13 protein-coding genes and 1 riboswitch are annotated in these 16849 nt (G+C 71.1%); of the genes, 9 read left to right on the top strand and 4 right to left on the bottom strand.

All coding sequences use genetic code 11. The annotated features are described in order from the left end of the window. Nucleotides 1–312: 312 nt before the first annotated feature. The 4 genes from R6V09_RS25180 to R6V09_RS25195 all read left to right on the top strand — a co-directional run bounded on the left by R6V09_RS25180 (nt 313) and on the right by R6V09_RS25195 (nt 3847). Nucleotides 313–1707, top strand: coding sequence for an FAD-binding oxidoreductase (locus R6V09_RS25180; protein ID WP_317883695.1), 1395 nt, complete (start codon nt 313–315; stop codon nt 1705–1707). 73 nt (nt 1708–1780) lie between these two features. Then, the gene (locus tag R6V09_RS25185) at nt 1781–2044 is read left to right on the top strand and encodes an anti-sigma factor family protein (RefSeq protein ID WP_317883696.1); all 264 of its coding nucleotides are present in this window, start codon (nt 1781–1783) and stop codon (nt 2042–2044) included. 179 nt (nt 2045–2223) lie between these two features. Beyond that, nucleotides 2224–2799: a sigma-70 family RNA polymerase sigma factor gene (locus R6V09_RS25190; RefSeq protein ID WP_317883697.1), complete on the top strand. Its 576-nt coding sequence runs from the start codon at nt 2224–2226 to the stop codon at nt 2797–2799. A gap of 115 nt (nt 2800–2914) precedes the next feature. Beyond that, nucleotides 2915–3847 carry a catalase family peroxidase gene (locus R6V09_RS25195; protein ID WP_317883698.1) on the top strand — a complete coding sequence of 311 codons (933 nt, stop codon included), beginning with the start codon at nt 2915–2917 and terminating at the stop codon, nt 3845–3847. Nucleotides 3848–4231: 384 nt separating this feature from the next. Here R6V09_RS25195 and R6V09_RS25200 read toward each other — a convergent pair whose 3' ends face one another. Both R6V09_RS25200 and R6V09_RS25205 read right to left on the bottom strand, forming a co-directional pair. After that, nucleotides 4232–5260 carry a zinc-binding alcohol dehydrogenase family protein gene (locus R6V09_RS25200; protein WP_317883706.1) on the bottom strand — a complete coding sequence of 343 codons (1029 nt, stop codon included), beginning with the start codon at nt 5258–5260 and terminating at the stop codon, nt 4232–4234. A gap of 123 nt (nt 5261–5383) precedes the next feature. Beyond that, nucleotides 5384–5746, bottom strand: a complete 363-nt coding sequence (locus R6V09_RS25205) for a winged helix-turn-helix transcriptional regulator (RefSeq protein WP_442810128.1) — start codon at nt 5744–5746, stop codon at nt 5384–5386. An 89-nt stretch (nt 5747–5835) separates the two neighbouring features. Here R6V09_RS25205 and R6V09_RS25210 point away from each other — a divergent pair, with 89 nt between their 5' ends. The 4 genes from R6V09_RS25210 (at nt 5836) to R6V09_RS25225 (ending at nt 13540) form a co-directional block, all read left to right on the top strand. Continuing rightward, nucleotides 5836–8979: an AfsR/SARP family transcriptional regulator gene (locus R6V09_RS25210; protein WP_317883699.1), complete on the top strand. Its 3144-nt coding sequence runs from the start codon at nt 5836–5838 to the stop codon at nt 8977–8979. Between the two features lie 121 nt (nt 8980–9100). Next, nucleotides 9101–11173 (top strand): alpha-galactosidase, encoded by a 2073-nt coding sequence (locus R6V09_RS25215; protein ID WP_317883700.1) that lies wholly within the window; start codon nt 9101–9103, stop codon nt 11171–11173. Between the two features lie 301 nt (nt 11174–11474). Beyond that, nucleotides 11475–11639: riboswitch (cyclic di-AMP (ydaO/yuaA leader) on the top strand. A 2-nt stretch (nt 11640–11641) separates the two neighbouring features. Continuing rightward, the gene (locus R6V09_RS25220; protein WP_317883701.1) at nt 11642–12565 is read left to right on the top strand and encodes a M23 family metallopeptidase; all 924 of its coding nucleotides are present in this window, start codon (nt 11642–11644) and stop codon (nt 12563–12565) included. A gap of 189 nt (nt 12566–12754) precedes the next feature. Continuing rightward, nucleotides 12755–13540, top strand: a complete 786-nt coding sequence (locus R6V09_RS25225; RefSeq protein WP_317883702.1) for an SGNH/GDSL hydrolase family protein — start codon at nt 12755–12757, stop codon at nt 13538–13540. A 117-nt stretch (nt 13541–13657) separates the two neighbouring features. Here R6V09_RS25225 and R6V09_RS25230 read toward each other — a convergent pair whose 3' ends face one another. Beyond that, complete coding sequence (locus R6V09_RS25230; RefSeq protein WP_317883703.1) at nt 13658–14272, bottom strand: TetR/AcrR family transcriptional regulator; 615 nt, start codon at nt 14270–14272, stop codon at nt 13658–13660. Between the two features lie 44 nt (nt 14273–14316). Next, complete coding sequence (locus R6V09_RS25235) at nt 14317–15495, bottom strand: Glu/Leu/Phe/Val dehydrogenase dimerization domain-containing protein (RefSeq protein ID WP_317883704.1); 1179 nt, start codon at nt 15493–15495, stop codon at nt 14317–14319. Nucleotides 15496–15764: 269 nt separating this feature from the next. Between R6V09_RS25235 and R6V09_RS25240 the strand changes: the two genes are divergently transcribed. Then, on the top strand, nt 15765–16849 hold a 1085-nt coding region (locus R6V09_RS25240), incomplete at its 3' end, for an MBL fold metallo-hydrolase (RefSeq protein ID WP_317883705.1).

Here is a 16849-nt window from a genome sequence, read left to right on the forward strand (position 1 = left end):
CGTCCAACCCGGCCAACACGGGACAGTTCGCCGTCCCATGGGCGTACTGCTGGACAGGCTCGACGCCCACCACCGTTCCAGGGCGGGCGGGCAGGACGGCAGGGACCAGGTGCGCGCCTGGCTCGCCGACGGCCCCTCGGTACTCGCCGCCTTCTGCTGACCGCCCCGAACCATCGCCGACACGGCCCGCGCGGGCCGTGAACCTCTTCGGGGTGTGCGCCGTAGCAGCCATCGGACGGCACCCGGTCGCGTCGGGGAGCCGTTTCCGCCTGCTTCCCGGGTGGCCGCCGCTCCGACGAAAGGCACAGCAGCATGACCGAGTACCAGGGCCGGACCGCTGTCGGCGAAGAAGCCGTCACCGAACTGGCCGACCGGATCGGGGGATCCGTGTTCGTCCCGGGCGACGAGGGCTACGAGGCGGCGGTCGCGGGGTTCAACCTGCGGTCGCGGCAGCGGCCCCGCCTGGTCGTCGCGGCCGGCAGCGCCACCGATGTGCGGACCGCGGTCGCCTTCGCCGGCGCGCACGACCTGCCCGTCGGGGTCATGGCCACCGGGCACCAGCCGTTCCCGGCCGAGGACGGTTTCCTGCTCGTCACGACGGGTGCGATGCGCACGGTCGAGATCGACATCGAGCGTGGAGTGGCCCGCGTGGGCGCGGGCGCACGCTGGTCGGACGTCGTGGGGCCCGCTCAGGAGGAAGGACTCGCACCGCTGAACGGGTCCAGCCCGGACGTGGGAGTCGTGGGCTTCACCCTCGGCGGCGGACTCAGCCCCTTCCTGGGCCGGTCCTACGGCTGGGCCGCCGACCATGTCGTGGCGATCGAGGTGGTCACGGCGGACGGCACACCGCGCCGCGTGTCCCCGGAGGCCGAACCCGACCTCTTCTGGGGCCTGCGCGGCGGACGCAGCAACTTCGGTGTGGTGACCGCACTGGAGATCGGGCTCTTCCCGGTGACCTCCTTCTACGGCGGCGGCCTCTACTTCCCCGCCGAGGACGTCGAGGCCGTGCTCCGCGCCTTCCCCGAGGTGGTCCGTGCCGCGCCCGACGCCTTCACCTGCTCGGTGGCGCTGCTGAACTTCCCGCCGGTCCCGCAGATACCCGAACCGCTGCGCGGCCGGTTCCTCGCCCACGTCAGGGTGACCCACCTCGGCACCGACGAGGAGGCCGAGAAGCTCATCGCCCCCTTCCGGGCCATCGGCACGGGGATCCTCGACACGATCGCCCGGCACCCCTACGGCTCGTACGCCCTTGTGCACACCGACCCGGCGGAACCCTTCCCGTACGAGGAACAGGGCGCCCTGCTGGCCGAGTTGCCGGCCGCCGCCGTCGACTCCCTGGTGGAGAGCGCCCAGGTGGCCGCCGGCGGTCTCGTCACGGTCCTGGAGCTGAGGCATCTCGGCGGGGCACTGGCGGCCCGGCCGGCCGCGGCGGGTCCCGTCGCCGCGCGGGACGCGGTGTTCAACGTGTGGGGAGCGACGGTCGGACCGCCGGAGGTCGTCGAGGCCGGTACGGCGATGCTGGGCGGGATGGTCGAGAGGCTGCGCCCGTGGTCCACGGGTCTCACGTACACGAACTTCGCCGGCCGTGACGACCGGGCGGAGAACGTGTTCACCGCCGCCGACCTGGCCCGGCTGCGCCGCCTGAAGCGGCGGTACGACCCGCGGAACCTCTTCCGGGTCAACAACCACACCATCACCCCGGGATAGACCGCGCCCAGGAGCAGGACACCGGAATGGGCCGGGACGGAACGGACGGCGTCGGCAGGCTGGAGACCGCACGGTGACATGCGAGCAGGAGAGAACCGAACTGGCCGCCTACGCCATGGCGGCCCTCGATCCCAAAGAGGCCGTACGCGTCGGCGGCCATGTGGGGAAGTGCCCGGCCTGCGCGGGCGAGGTGGGTGAGATCCGCACCGCGCTCGCCGCCGTCCGGCTGCTGCCCGCCGAGGAGTTGCTGGGCGACTGGTCGGGGAAACTGCCCGAACTGCGGGAGGCGGCGGTCCGGGCCGCCCTGGCCAAGGACCCGCCCGTAGCCCGGCCGTAGTGACCCGGCACGCGCGCGTGCGCGCTGTCCGCTTCCTTTCCCGCGCCTGTCCTCACGGGCGCGGGCGGGGAAAGCGGACATCAAGCGGGCGGCAAGAGGTCCCTCCCAAGGTTTCCCCGTTCAGCTTTCAACGAATTGGTGCGCTGCGCAGGACCACGGCGCACTGGGGGAACGTGGCAATGAGGCAACACAGCACAGCGATCCGGGACATCCGGCCGGGCCGCCCGGACGGCGCGACGCGTGACCGGGCGCGGGACGAGGCGTTCATCCGCGCCGTCTACGACAAACACGGCGCGTACCTGCTGAGAGTGGCCACCGGACTGCTCCGGGGCGACAGTCACCAGGCCCAGGACCTGGTCCAGGAAGCGGTCCTGCGCGCCTGGCAGCACGCCGACATCCTCGACCCCGGGGCCGAGGGCATCCGGCCCTGGCTCGTCACCGTCGTCCGCAACCTCGTCATCGACGGCTACCGCGCCCGGCAGGCCCGCCCGCCGGAGACGGTCGACACCGCGCTGCGGGACCTGCCCGGCCCGGAACACGTCGACCCCGCGCTCACCAAGAAGATCGTGCGTGAGGCCCTGGCGGACCTGACGCTGCAGCATCGCGAGATCCTCGTCCACGTCGAGTTCCTGGACCAGTCCGTGGCCCGCACGGCGAGCATGCTGGGCATCCCGCCGGGCACGGTCAAGTCCCGGACACACCTGGCACTCAAGGCACTTCGGGCCGCGCTGGCGGAGCGGGGCTACACCCCGTAGGCGGTGCCGGGGCGTGTGCCTCAGGTGTGTGAACCGTTTCTGCGGTCCTCCTCGTGTACCGGAATGTGACGGGCACCGTGTTCGCGGCACCTCACTTCCGTCGTGGAGGAACGAAATGTCGAGCATCCCCGCAGACCTGCCCACCGCCCAGCAGGTCGTCGACAGCATGGAACGCATGCACGGCCTGTATCCGGGACACCGGCGTTCCGGCGCGCGGGGCGTCTGCTGCAGGGCGACGTTCACTCCGACCGGCGACGCGGCGGGCCTCACCACGGCGGCCCATCTCCAGGGCCCGCCGACCCCCGTCATCGTGCGGTTCTCGAACTCGGAGGGCAATCCGCGCTCGCGCGACAACATGCCGGTGGCGCGGGGGATGGCGGTCCGGTTCCAGTTGCCGGACGGCGGCGACACCGACCTCGTCGCGATGACGGTTCCGCTGTTCGTCGCCTCCACCCCGGGGCAGTTCCTCGAACTGACCGAGGCGCTACGGCCGGACCCCGCCACCGGGGCACCCGACATGAGCAGGGTGCAGGCCTACGTCGCCGCCCATCCGCACCTGGCCGAGGCCGTCACACAGCGCCCACCGGTGCCGGTCGGCTACGACACCGCCGCCTACTGGGCGATCCACGCGTTCGTCTGGACCGACGCGGCGGGCAACGGACAGCCGGTGCGCTACCGCTGGGAGCCGGAGGCCGGCCGCGCGGAACTCTCCGCCGAGGAGGCGGCCACCCGCCCTGACCAGTACCTGACCGAGGAACTCCACCAGCGCCTCGGGCGGGGCCCGGTGGCGTTCACCCTCCAGGTCCAGCTGGCCGAGGAGGACGATCCGACGCACGACCCCGCCGTCGCCTGGCCGGAGCAGCGCAAGGAGATCACCGCCGGACGCCTGGAACTCACCGCGCCGGTCGAGGACCAGGACTACTGGGCCGCGCAGCGGTTCGACCCCACCCGGGTCACCCCGGGGACAGAGCTCTCCGACGACCCGGTGCTCGTCTTCCGTGCGCAGGCCTACGCCGAGTCGCACCGCAGACGCAGCCGGAATCGCTGAACAGGACGGAGAAGAGCGGCCGGTACCGGAAACATCCGGTGTCGGCCGCTCTTCGGAATACTGGGGAACGCTATTGTCTCGCCCGCTCACGCGCCTCATTCACGGATCTCCTCTCCTCGGAGGTGAGGAGATCCATGAGCCGCTCGTTGTTGACCCAGTCGTTCAGCAGGGCATGAGAGCCCCCCAGACTGAGCGAGTAGGCCCACATACTTCGTCCCCGTCGCGCGCCGTTCCATTCCGCTGCCCAGCGGAGCACGTGGTCTACGCGCTGCTCCGGGGTGAACCTCATGACCCGCATGCTCGTCACCTTTCCGTGGTTACGAGAAAGCCTTTTCCTCTTCCGCTTGGTAAACGAGGGGAGGAAGGGGGAGGTTCACCGGCGGATCAGAATCCGGTGAGCGTCACCTTGCCGATGGTCGCGCCGGATTCCAGGATGCGGTGCGCCTCGCGCAGATGGGCGGCGTTGATCGTGCCGAGGTCCCGGGTGGCCGTGGTCCGCAGGCTGCCCTCGTCCACCAGCCGGGCGATCTCGCCGAGGATGCGGTGCTGCGCCGCCTGGTCCGGGGTTTGGTACAGGGAACGGGTGAACATGAGCTCCCAGTGGAAGGAGATGCTCTTCGACTTCAGCAGACCGATCTCCACGGCACCGAAGTCGTCGATGGCCAGCAGCCCGCCGAACGGCTTGAGGATCTCGGCGTACGCGGCGAGGTTCCGGTCCGTACCGGCCGTGCCGAAGATGTGGTCCACCCCGCCGGGTGCCACCTCGGCCACCTGCGCGGGCAGGGGGTGATGGTGGTCGACCACATGTGTCACGCCCATACGGCGCGCGAACTCGACGGTCTCCGGGCGGGAGGCGGTACCGATCACGGTCAGGCCGGTGAGGGCCCGGGCCAGCTGGGCCACCATGGCCCCGACCCCGCCCGCCGCCGCGGTCACCAGCAGCGTGCCGGTCTCTTCCGGACTCTGGCGCAGACCGAGGCGTTCGAACAGGCCCTCCCAGGCGGTGAGCGAGGTCAGCGGGAGTGCCGCCGCCTCGGCGAAGGAGAGCGTGGTGGGCTTGCGGCCGACGATGCGCTCGTCGACGGCGTGGAAGCGGGAGTTGGTGCCCGGCCGGTCGATCGCCCCGGCGTAGAAGACCTCGTCGCCGACCTCGAACAACTCCACCCGGTCACCGACCGCGACGACCGTGCCGGCGGCGTCCCAGCCCAGCACCTTGGGCTCGCCGCCCGGGTCGTTGCCCTGCCGGACCTTGTAGTCCACCGGGTTGAGCGCGACCGCCTCGACCTGGACCAGCAGGTCGTGCGGACCTGGCTGCGGGACGGGCAGTTCGAGGTCGAGCAGGCTTTCGTCGTCGTCGATCGGCAGGCTCTTGAGGTAGCCGACGGCGGGCATCGTCTTCGGGGTCACGCTCATCATGGATCTCCTCGATTCGTGCGATGGCCGGTGAAGGGCCGCGGCCACGCTCCGAACGGTATCCATCGGGAGGTAGTAACCTTCAAGGGAGCTTACTTCCCATTGGGAAGTGTCCAGGTGGGGTCAGTCGGAGTCGGGAAACCGGTCTATGTTCTGCTCCACCCAGGTGCGCAGATGGGCGAGCGGGGCGCAGGCGTCCAGGCCGAGCGGGGTCAGGCTGTACTCGACACGCGGCGGTACCTCGGCGTAGATCCGGCGGTCCACCAGACCGTAGTCCTCCAGGCGGCGCAGCGTCTGGGTGAGGACCTTGGGGCTCACGCCCTGGAGCCGGGCGCGCAGTGCGCCGAAGCGCTGCGGGCCGTCCTCCATGGCGCCCAGGGCGAGGGCGCTCCACTTGTTGGCGAGCAGGTCCAGCATGTCGCGGCAGGGGCAGGCCGCCAGATAGACGCTCTTGGGGTCGTCGCAGAGGCCCGATGTCTTCGTCATCCAGCGATGGTACCCAACGGGAACCAGCAACCCTTGCGGGTAACCGCCACCTCCTCCGTACGGTGGCCGACGTGCACGAAGGTCCGGACATGAACGATGACGGCATCCGCTTCCGGCTCCTCGGCCGCCTGGAACTGGCCGACGGGAGCGGCGTGGTCGCTCTGCCGGGTGCCGTCTCCCGCGCGATCGTCGGCCGACTCCTGCTGGCCGGGGGAGCGGTGGTGCACCGGGACACGCTCATCGACGAACTGTGGGAGGAGCGCGGGGCGAAGGACCCGGTCAACGCGCTCCAGGTCCAGATGACGAAGCTGCGCGCGGCACTCGCGACACACGGCGGCGGCCGGCGCCTTCAATCCCGTTACGGGGGCTACCAGTTGGTGCTGGCGCCGGAGGACGACCTCGACACGGTCCGATTCGAGGCGGCGGTCCAAGAGGGGCGTGAGCACCTGGCGGCAGGGGCGTACCGGAAGGCGGAAGACGTTCTGCGCCGGGGACTTGAGCTGTGGCGGGGCCGCGCCCTGGACGGTCTGAAGGCCCGGGTCTTCGACGCCGAGCGGCTGCGTCTTGAGGAACTGCGCCTGGGCGCACGGGAGGACGCGGCCACCGCCGGTCTCGAACTCGGCCACGCGGCCGAACTGGTCCCCGAACTCACGGCACTTGTCTCCGCCGCACCCCTGCGCGAACGGTCCCGCGCACGTCTGATGCTCGCCCTCCACCGCTGCGGACGCCACGCCGAGGCCCTGGACGTGTACGAGGCGGGCCGCAGACTGCTCCGCTCCGAGCTGGGTGTCGACCCCTCCGCCGAACTCCGCTCCCTGCACGAGGAGTTGCTCGCCCGCGACCGGTCTCCCGGGACGGCGGCCACGGACACCGTACGACTGCTCCCGGCACCCGCCGACTCCCGGCCGGCACCCGGCCGGGGCGGGCCCGACCACCCCCTCGGGCCGTTCGTCGGCCGCGGGGCGGACCTCGACGGGCTGCGTGCGGCCCTGGAGCGGGAGCGGCTGGTGACCGTCGTAGGGCCTGGTGGTGTCGGCAAGACACGCCTGGTGCTGGAGACCTGCGCGTCGATGACGTCCTCGTACGACGCCGTGTGGTGGGTCGATCTGGCCGCGGCGGACGGCACGGGTGTCCTCCCGGCGATCGCCGCGGTGCTGGGTCTGTCGGACGCCTCGGTACGGCCCGACCAGCCGCCGCACGACTATGTGCACCGGCTCACCTCGTTCCTGACGGAGCGTCAGGCCATCCTCGTGCTCGACAACTGCGAGCATCTCCTCGACACGGTCGCCCCGCTGGCGGCGGTCCTGCTGGGCCGGTGCCCCGCACTGACCGTCCTGGCCACCAGCAGGGCGCCGCTGGCCGTCGCGGGCGAGAGGCTGTTCCCGCTCGCGCCGATGTCCGACGCCGAGGCCGCCGACCTGTTCGGCACCCGGGCTCTCATGATCGACCCGGCCTTCACCGCGGACGGGTCGGTGCCGGATGACATCCGTTCGCTGTGCCGCAGACTCGACGGCCTGCCGCTCGCGGTCGAACTCGCCGCCGCACACGTGCGGTTGCTGCCGGTGCGCGAGATCGAACGCCGCCTCGACAACCGCTTCGCCCTGCTGGCCAAGGGGAAGCGGACCGCCCCTGCCCGGCACCGCACCCTGCGCGCCGTCCTCGACTGGAGCTACGCCCTCCTGGACGCGACCGAGCAGCGGGTGCTGACCGAACTCGCCCTGTACGTCGGCGGCTGCTCCCTCGACACGGCGGAGACGGCGCTCTCCCTCCCGGCGGCGGACCGTCACGAGACCCTGCGGGTGCTGGCCCAACTGGTCGACAAATCCCTCCTGTTCACTGTCCCGACGCCCGACGGGAGCCGGCTGCGGATGCTGGAGACGGTCCGCGAGTACGCGCTGGACCGGCTCCGGGGCGAAGGGCGGGCGGCCGAGGCGGAGGAACGCTTCATGGCGTGGGCCCTGCGCTTCGTGCACGGGAGCGCCGCCGGAATCGCGCCCGGCGACCAGGGGGAGTGGATCAGCCGGCACACCGCGGAATCCGCCAACGTCAGGGCGGCCTCGGACCTCCTGATGGCCCGGGGGAGAACAGCCGAGGCACTGGGCCTGGAAGCGGGACGGGCCTACTACTGGACCATCAGCGGCCGGGAGGAGGAGGGCATCGACCGACTCCGGCGCAGCCTGCGGGCCTACGACGTCGCGGAGCCCACCGAGGCGGACGAGTTGGCGCTTTTCCGTGCGCTCACCTGGCTCGTCTGGCTCAGCCACGTTGTCGGCCGGCATGCCGAGGCCGGCATCTTCATCGACCAGTACCAGGTGACGTGCCGGCGGGCGAAGAATCCCGCCCTCGCCGTCCTGGGAGCATGCCACGAGCCGTTCCACGCCATGCTGAGCGGGCGCCACGACGACGTGGAGGAACTCTTCGTACGGGCCGAGAACGGCATCGTGGGCACCGCCTTCCACTGGGACCGGGCGGTCCTGCAGACCAACTGGACGACGTACTGCCTCCAGCGCGGCGACATCGACGGCGCCCGCGCGCACGGCCTGACCGCCGTCTCGGCGGCGCGTGCCGCGGGCGACGACTACGCGCGGGCGTTCTCCCTCGTGCTCTGCGGCGACGCGGACGAGAGCGGCGGCTTCCGCGACCGGGCCCGCCGGCACTGGACCGAAGCGACCTTCGTCCTCCGCTCCATCGGCGCGCGTGCGCTCTACGCGTACACCGCGCTGCGGATCGTCTGCCTGGACATCGGGGAGGGCGCGATCGCGACGGCCGAGCACCGGCTCGCGGAGGTGGCGCGGCTCGCCGACGAACTGGGCGCGGACGATCTCCGCGCCGCCGCGGCCATCCTGCGCGGCGCACTCGCCTTCCACGGAGACCGCTTCCCGGAGGCCCGGGCGATCTTCGCCGGAGTCTGGGACAGCCCCACGGCACCGCTCGACCGCAGAGCGATGTCCGCCCTCGGCCTGATGGTCGTCGCGGCGTTCGGCCCGCCCACCTCCTCGGCGGCCGACGAGACGCGGCTGTGGAGGGACCGCGCCGCCCAGGCGCACGACCGGGTGCGCGAACCACTGGCCCGCCGTGCGGTCGGCGCCCTGCTCGACACCCTGGACACCTGTTTCCGGTCCGGTCCGGCCGACGGGCACGGGGTGGACCGGGTACGGGCCTGGCTCGCCGCCAACCCCTCCGTCCTGGCCGGCTTCAGCGGAGTGCTGAACGGGCCGGGCCGGCATCGCTGACCCGACCGTGTGACATGGATTTCCACAGGCTATGAGTTCTCCACAGGCGTTGCCTCGCAGGTCCCGCACCATTGATGATGTTGACGCTTGAGTGGACTTGTTCGAATCTGTGAGGGACTTGATGCTGGAGACCGCCGAGAACGGCCGTACGTGGGTGCTGTCCGGCCCCACGAGCAGTTACGCCGTCCATCTCACCGAGCGCGACGAACTGCTCCATCTCCACTGGGGTCCCCGTATCGCGCTCGCCGACGCCGAGGAACTCGCCGCCCGCCCGCTCCCCGGCGGCTCCTCCTTCGAGTCCCCGCTCGACGGACGCGAGGAGTACCCGGTCGAGGGCGGCCCCCGCTTCGTCCGGCCCGCCCTGTCGGTACGCACGCCGGAGCGGCGCGGCACCGAGTGGACCTTCGACCGCCACGACACGGACGGCGACGAACTGCGGCTCCGCTTCCGCGACGCGGGACTGGCGATCACCCTGCACTACCGGACGCGCGGCGACGTCGTGGAGCGCTGGACGGTCCTCGACAACGACGGGACCGAGCCGCTGGAGCTGCTGCGCGCCGACTCCGCCACCTGGACACTGCCCGACCGGGAAGCATGGCAGCTGTCGCACGTGCACGGACGCTGGGCCGCCGAGTCACGGCTGGTGCGCTCCCCCCTCACCTACGGTGAGAAGGTCATCGGCAGCCGGCGCGGCCACACCGGACACCAGTACCTCCCCTGGGTCGCGCTCGACACCGACGCGACCGAGGAACGCGGTGAGGTCTACGGCTGCGCCCTCGGCTGGTCGGGGTCCTGGCGGATCGCCGTGGCCCAACTCCCGGACGCGCGCGTACAGATCACCGGCGGCGCCGGGTACGACGAGTCCGGGCTGCTGAGCCTCGCGGCCGGGGAGTCCTTCACGACGCCCCTCTTCGCGGCCCTGTGGAGCGACGCCGGCTTCGGCGGCGCCAGCCGCACCTGGCACGCCTACCAGCGGACGTACGTCATCCCGGACGCCGACCGGGACCGCCCGGTGCTCTACAACTCCTGGGAGGCCACGCAGTTCGACATCTCCGAGGAGCAGCAGGAGGTGCTCGCCCAGCGTGCGGCGGCGGCCGGCGTCGAGCTGTTCGTGGTCGACGACGGCTGGTTCGGCGCCCGCACCAGCGACCGTGCAGGACTCGGCGACTGGACCCCCAACCCGGACCGCTTCCCCGCCGGCCTCAAGCCCCTTGCAGACCGCGTGCACGCACTGGGCATGCAGTTCGGCATCTGGGTCGAGCCCGAGATGATCAACCCGGACAGCGACCTGTACCGCGCCCACCCGGACTGGGTGCAGTACCAAGAGGGACGAAAGCGGACGGAGTTCCGCAATCAGCTCGTCCTCAACCTCGCCCGCGAGGACGTCCAGGAATACCTCTGGGAGCAGCTCGACGGACTGCTCTCCAGCGCCCCGATCGACTACGTGAAGTGGGACTTCAACCGCTGCTTCACCGACGCGGGCTGGCCCGGCGACGCCTATCCGCAGCGCCTCTGGGTCGACCATGTGCGCGCCCTGTACGCCCTGTTGGACCGGCTGCGGGAGGCCCACCCCGGGGTGGCCTTCGAGTCCTGCTCGGGCGGTGGCGGCCGGATCGACCTCGGCATCCTGAGCCGTACGGACCAGGTGTGGACCTCGGACAACACCGACCCGCTCGACCGGCTCGCCATCCAGCACGGCTTCAGCCAGATCCACCCCGCGCGCGTGATGGCCGCCTGGGTCACCGACAGCCCGAACACCCAGCTCAACGACCGGGTCAGCAGCCTGCGCTTCCGCTTCGTGAGCGCCATGGCCGGGGTGCTCGGCGTGGGCGGCGACCTCTCGGAGTGGACCGAGGAGGAACTCGCCGAGGCCCGCGAGTGGATCGGCCTCTACAAGGAGATCCGGCCGCTCGTGCAGCACGGCGACCTCCACCGGCTGCGCCCGCCGACCGGCGGACTGAGCGCCGTCCAGTACGTGCGCGGCGACGAGGCCGTCGTCCTCGCCCTGCTCCAGGCACAGCACTACGGCGAGCCGGTACCGGCGCTCCGGCTGCGCGGGCTCGACCCGACAGCGTCGTACGAATGCCTCGAAACGGGCGAAGTGCACCGTGGCGCCGTCCTGTTGCACCACGGGCTGCGGACCGGACTGCGCGGTGACCTCGATGCGACGGTTCTCCGGCTGCGTCGCATCTGAGCGTTCTGCCCGAATTGCAGCCTTCGTTACAACTCGCTCTGGAATAAGGGAACCTGAGGGGTTGTACGTGAGCAGCGTCATATCCGTGACCGTACGTCGCTCGTCATGTTCACGTAATTGGCATGCTTTTCCAGGGGAATTGAGGGAGAAGTCGGGTGGGAATTCACGGAGGGTGACTGTGAATTCCCACAGGAGATCACAGGAAACCCAAAACCGTGGAACCTCCTGCTTGTCCCTTTGCGTCTTCCTCGCTTACGTTCGCCACCAATCCGGACGGACGCCCAATCCTGCCGCCGACCGGACTCCGCACACACCCACCCGTATGCGGCAGGAGCGGGGGACCCACAGGTAAGACGCCTGTTCCGGTCTCCGGAACGGGCTTGGGGTAAAGCCGCGACCAGCGCGCGGCCGGGCATCTCCAGCCCGCACCCGACAGCTCACCCCGCAGGCGCCGGAGAGGAATTCTTCATGCCCGCGAAGGGTAAGCACCGCCGTCCGAAGTCCCAGCTCCTCACCCGCTCGATAGCCGTAGCCGGAACCGGCGGCGCCGCGCTCGCCCTTCCGCTCATGGGAGCCACCGGCGCCCACGCGGCCACTTCGACTTCCGCTCCGGAAAAGGCCGTTCAGTCGGTTCCGGCGACCGAGAAGACGGTGACGCAGAAGGCGGCGACCGCGAAGACCGAAGGCGTCAAGACGTATTCGGTGAAGGCGGGCGACTGGCTCGCGAAGATCGCCGAGGACCAGGACGTCAGCGGCGGCTGGAAGAAGATCTACCAGGACAACCGCGAGGCCATCGGCGGCGACCCGTCACTGATCCACCCGGGCCTCAAGCTCTCCCTCGGCAAGAAGGCCACGACGGGCACGAGCACGGACACGGGTGCGAGCACGACCAAGTCGTCCGGCTCCTCGTCCACTTCGTCTTCCTCTTCTTCGTCGAAGGACACGTCGGCGAAGCAGAGCTCCGACACCACCAGCACCTCCAGCGGCTACACCCTCCCCGTGACCGGCGGCACCATCGGCACCGGCTACCGCGTGGCAGGCAGCATGTGGTCCAGCGGCTATCACACGGGCGTCGACTTCGTCGTCCCGACCGGCACCACCGTCAAGGCGGTCGCCGCGGGTACGGTCGTCTCGGCGGCCTACGACGGCGCCTACGGCAACGAGGTCGTCATCCGGCACGCGGACGGCGAGTACTCGCAGTACGCCCACATGTCGCAGCTGTCCGTCTCGGCCGGCCAGACTGTGACCGAGGGGCAGCAGATCGGCCTCTCCGGCGCGACCGGCAACGTGACCGGCCCGCACCTGCACTTCGAGATCCGGACCACGCCGTACTACGGCTCGGACGTGGACCCGGTCGCCTACCTCCGCTCGCACGGCGTCACCGTCGGCTGACATCGCAGCCCGGCGCAGGGCAGTTCCCGGGATCAACGCCCCTGATCAGAGGCTTATTCCGATTTTGGACAACCCTTTACAAGTGGCTTATCTCACCGCCCGTCAACCCCAAAATACGATCGCGTAGGTCACAGTCCAGGGTGAATTATGGTTGCTGTGGCTAACGATTCGAAGAGTGACAACAGATCAGTGATCGGGTCGTACGTGGCGGTGGGGGACAGCTTCACCGAAGGCGTCGGCGACCCCGGGCCCGACGGGGCGATGGTCGGCTGGGCCGACCGGTTCGCGGTACTGCTCGCGGACCGGCGGCCCGAGGGCGACTTCGAGTACACCAACCTGGCCGTGCGCGGGAAGCTGCTCGACCAGATCGTGGCCGATCAGCTCACCCGGGCCAAGGAGATCGGGCCTGACCTGGTCTCTCTGGCCGCGGGCGGCAACGACATCATCCGTCCGGGCACCGACCCCGACGAGGTCGCCGAGCGCTTCGAACGCGCGGTGTCCGACCTCACCGCCGCCGTCGGGACCGTCATGGTGACGACTGGCTTCGACACCCGCGGCGTGCCCGTGCTCAAGCATCTGCGCGGCAAGATCGCCACCTACAACGGACATGTGCGGGCCATCGCCGACCGGTACGGCTGCCCGGTGCTCGACCTGTGGTCCCTCAAGACGGTCCAGGACCGGCGAGCCTGGGACGGCGACCGGCTCCACCTCTCTCCCGAGGGGCACACGCGCGTGGCGCTCCGCGCCGGCCAGGTCCTCGGTGTCGAGGTCCCGGCCGACCCGGACCAGCCCTGGCCCCCGCTGCCGCCGCGCGGCACGCTCGACGTCCGGCGCGACGACGTGCACTGGGCGCGCGAGTACCTGGTGCCGTGGATCGGACGCCGACTGCGCGGCGAGTCCTCGGGCGACCACGCCGAGGCCAAGGGCGCGCTGTCTCCCGACGACATCAAGATGCGGATCGAGTCGGTCGCTTGACGGAGCGACAGGGGCGGTGCGCGAAGGGGGACGGACCCGTGGCGCGAGGGTGACCGCGGGCTGTTCCCCGCTGCCGAAGAGCGCCGGCCGCTCAACGGGCGGTCGGTGCCGCCCGTTTCATGGAGCGGTCAACGCCGCCTGCTCCAGGCCGAGTTCCCGCGCGAGCGCCTCGTCGACCCACTCCAGGGCCCGCGTCCGCGACACCGCGCCCGCGTACGCCGTCATCTGTACGGCCAGGCCGTCGAGGAGGGCCGTGAGGCGCAGGGCCGCGGCGTTCGGGTCCGGGCAGTGGAACTCGCCCGCGAGCACTCCCTCGGCGACGACCTCCGCGAGCGCCTGCTTCCACTGCCGGTCGAGATCGCGCGTCACCTCCAGCAGGGCGGGCTCGCGCAGTGCCGCCGCCCAGCCCTCGATCCACAGCCGCCACCCCTTGGCCTGCCCGGTCGGCGCGTACCAGCGCACTGCCGCCCGCAGCCGGCGCAGCGCGGTCGTACGACGGCCGAGCAGCTTGCGCAGATGCGCGAGATCGTCCTCGGCGGCATGGGCGAACGCGGCGGCGACCAGCTTCTCCTTGGTCGAGAAGTGGTAGAGCACCAGCGCGTTGCTCACCCCGAGCGCCGAGGCCACGTCGGCGATTCTGACCGCCGCCACACCCCGCGCCTCGATCTGCTCGACGGCGGCCCGCAGCAACTCCGCACGCCGCTCCGCCACGCCCAACCGCACTCTCGCCACGCGGTCACCCTATTCCGTGGCCCGCGAAGGTGATGCCCCGTGCCTCACCGGTACCAGCCGAACCGCTCCGCGATCACCGGCAGCCGGTCGGCGACGATCGCGTGCGCGGCGGCGCGCGGTGTCGTGCCGTCGGCCTCCGCACGGGCCAGCACCAGGTCGATCAGGGCGCGCATCGAACGCCGGGTGTGGGCGAACGCCTCGTCCGCGTCCGCACCGATGTCGCCGAACAGGGTCCACCACCACCAGGCGTTCGTCCCGGAGTTCACGACGACATCCGGCAGTACGACGACTCCGCGCGCCGACAGCAGTTCCTCCGCCTCGGGCAGCACCGGCATGTTGGCCGCCTCGACGATCCAACGCGCGGTGACCGCCCCCTGGTTCGCGGTGTCGACCGCGTACGACACCGCGGCCGGAACCAGGACCTCCGCCTCGACGGACAGCCAGGCCTCGCCCGGGAGTTCGCGGTCGCCGGGGCGCAGCACGGACCGGTCCACGGTGCCGTACGCGTCCCGTGCCGCGAGCAGCGCGTCCACGTCGAGCCCGGCCGGGTTCGCGATCGTGCCCTTGACGTCGGCCACGGCCACCACCGCCAGCCCCGCCCGCGTGAGGAACCGTGCCGTGGCCCCGCCCATCGTCCCCAGACCCTGCACGGCGACCCGTGTCCCCGCGTACGGCACACCCGCCCGGTCCAGTGCCGCGAGCACCGACTCGGCGACCCCGCAGCCACCGACCAGTTCGTCGAGTCCGATGCCGTCCACCTCGACCGCGAAGGCGTCCGCGAGCCGCCGCCGCGCCGCGGCCTCGTCGTCCAGCAGCGGATACACGGCCTGGATCGACGACACGAGCCCCGCCTCCGCACCGGCCCGGTCGACCAGGTCCTGACTGAGCCCGAGGTCCTCACCCGTCGTCCAGAAACTCTCGACGTACGGCCGCATGGCCCGTAGATACCGCACGAGGAGGCCGTACGACACCGGGTCCCGGGGATCGCAGTCGATGCCGCCCTTTGCGCCGCCCAGAGGGATGTAACGGCCCGCCGGGTCGTAGTGCAGCGCCTCCTTCATGGTCATGCCGCGGGCGAGCCCCGCCACCTCGTCGAGGGTGCAGCCCGGCCGCATCCGCAGTCCGCCGCTGGACACACCGCGCACCAGCCGGTCGACGACCAGGAAGCCCTGGCGGCCGGTGACGTGGTCGGTCCAGGTGAGGGACATCAAGGGGGCGGTCATACGGACTCCTCGCGGCGTAGGCCGACAGGGCGAGTGCCGAAGCGCGTACCGGACGGCGGGTACTGAACGGCGGGTACTGAACGGCGAGTCAGTATCGGAAGCGGTGCCGCATCCTGTCAACGGAAGATCGAATTCCACCCCGCAGCGTCAACCCCGGGCGCGGAACTTTGGTCTTTCCTTGGAATACGGGCCCCGCGAAGCCGATGCACCGGCGTTGTCACAGGGGTCGACCATAATGGAAAGCCTGACCGACTCCACCTGGAGGAATCGTGACCGGAATCCGTACCCTGAGCTCCGGGCTCCGCGAGCTGCGGCCCGCGGCCTTCGGCGCGGACCCGAGCGGCGAGCGCATGGCGCGCATCCGCAGATCCCCCCACTTCAAGGACGGGGTCTTCCAGAACCCCGGGGGCAATACAAACGTCCGCCCGTCCGGCGGCACGATGCGCGAGATGGGCAAGTCCTACCTCGACAAGGAGCAGCGCGCCCGCCGCGCCCCCGACGGCGTGCTGCCGGTGCACGCCACCACCCTCGCCGACCTGGCCAGGCCCGCCGCCACCGGGCTGCGCCTGACGTGGATGGGCCACTCCAGCGTGCTGGCGGAGATCGACGGCCACCGGGTCCTCTTCGACCCGGTCTGGGGCGAGCGCTGCTCCCCGTTCCCGTTCGCCGGCCCCAAGCGGCTGCACCCGGTGCCCCTGCCACTGGCCGCCCTCGGTCCAGTCGACGTCGTGGTCATCTCGCACGACCACTACGACCACCTGGACATGCCCACCATCAAGGCGCTGGCCGACACGGACACCCTGTTCGCCGTGCCGCTCGGCGTCGGCGCCCACCTGGAGCACTGGGGGATCTCCGCCGACCGGCTGCGCGAGCTGGACTGGCACGAGGAGACCAAGGTCGGCGGCCTCACCCTGACCGCGACCCCGGCCCGCCACTTCTGCGGCCGGGGACTGCGGAACACCCAGCACACCCTCTGGGCCTCCTGGGTCGTCGCCGGTGACGAGCACCGGATCTACCACAGCGGCGACACCGGCTACTTCGAGGGCTTCAAGGACATCGGCGCCGCGCACGGCCCGTTCGACGCCACGATGATCCAGATCGGTGCCTACAGCGAGTTCTGGCCCGACATCCACATGACTCCCGAGGAGGGCATGCGCGCCCACCTCGACCTCCAGGGCGGGCAGCCGCACGGCGTGCTCCTGCCCATCCACTGGGGCACGTTCAACCTGGCGCTGCACGCATGGGCCGAGCCCGGCGAGTGGACCGCGGACGCGGCGGAGGCGGTGGGCCAGGCCGTCGCGACACCGAGGCCGGGCGAGCCGTTCGAACCGGGTGCCGAACTGTCGACGGACCG

This window comes from Streptomyces sp. W16, from assembly GCF_033194735.1.
Lineage (GTDB): Bacteria > Actinomycetota > Actinomycetes > Streptomycetales > Streptomycetaceae > Streptomyces.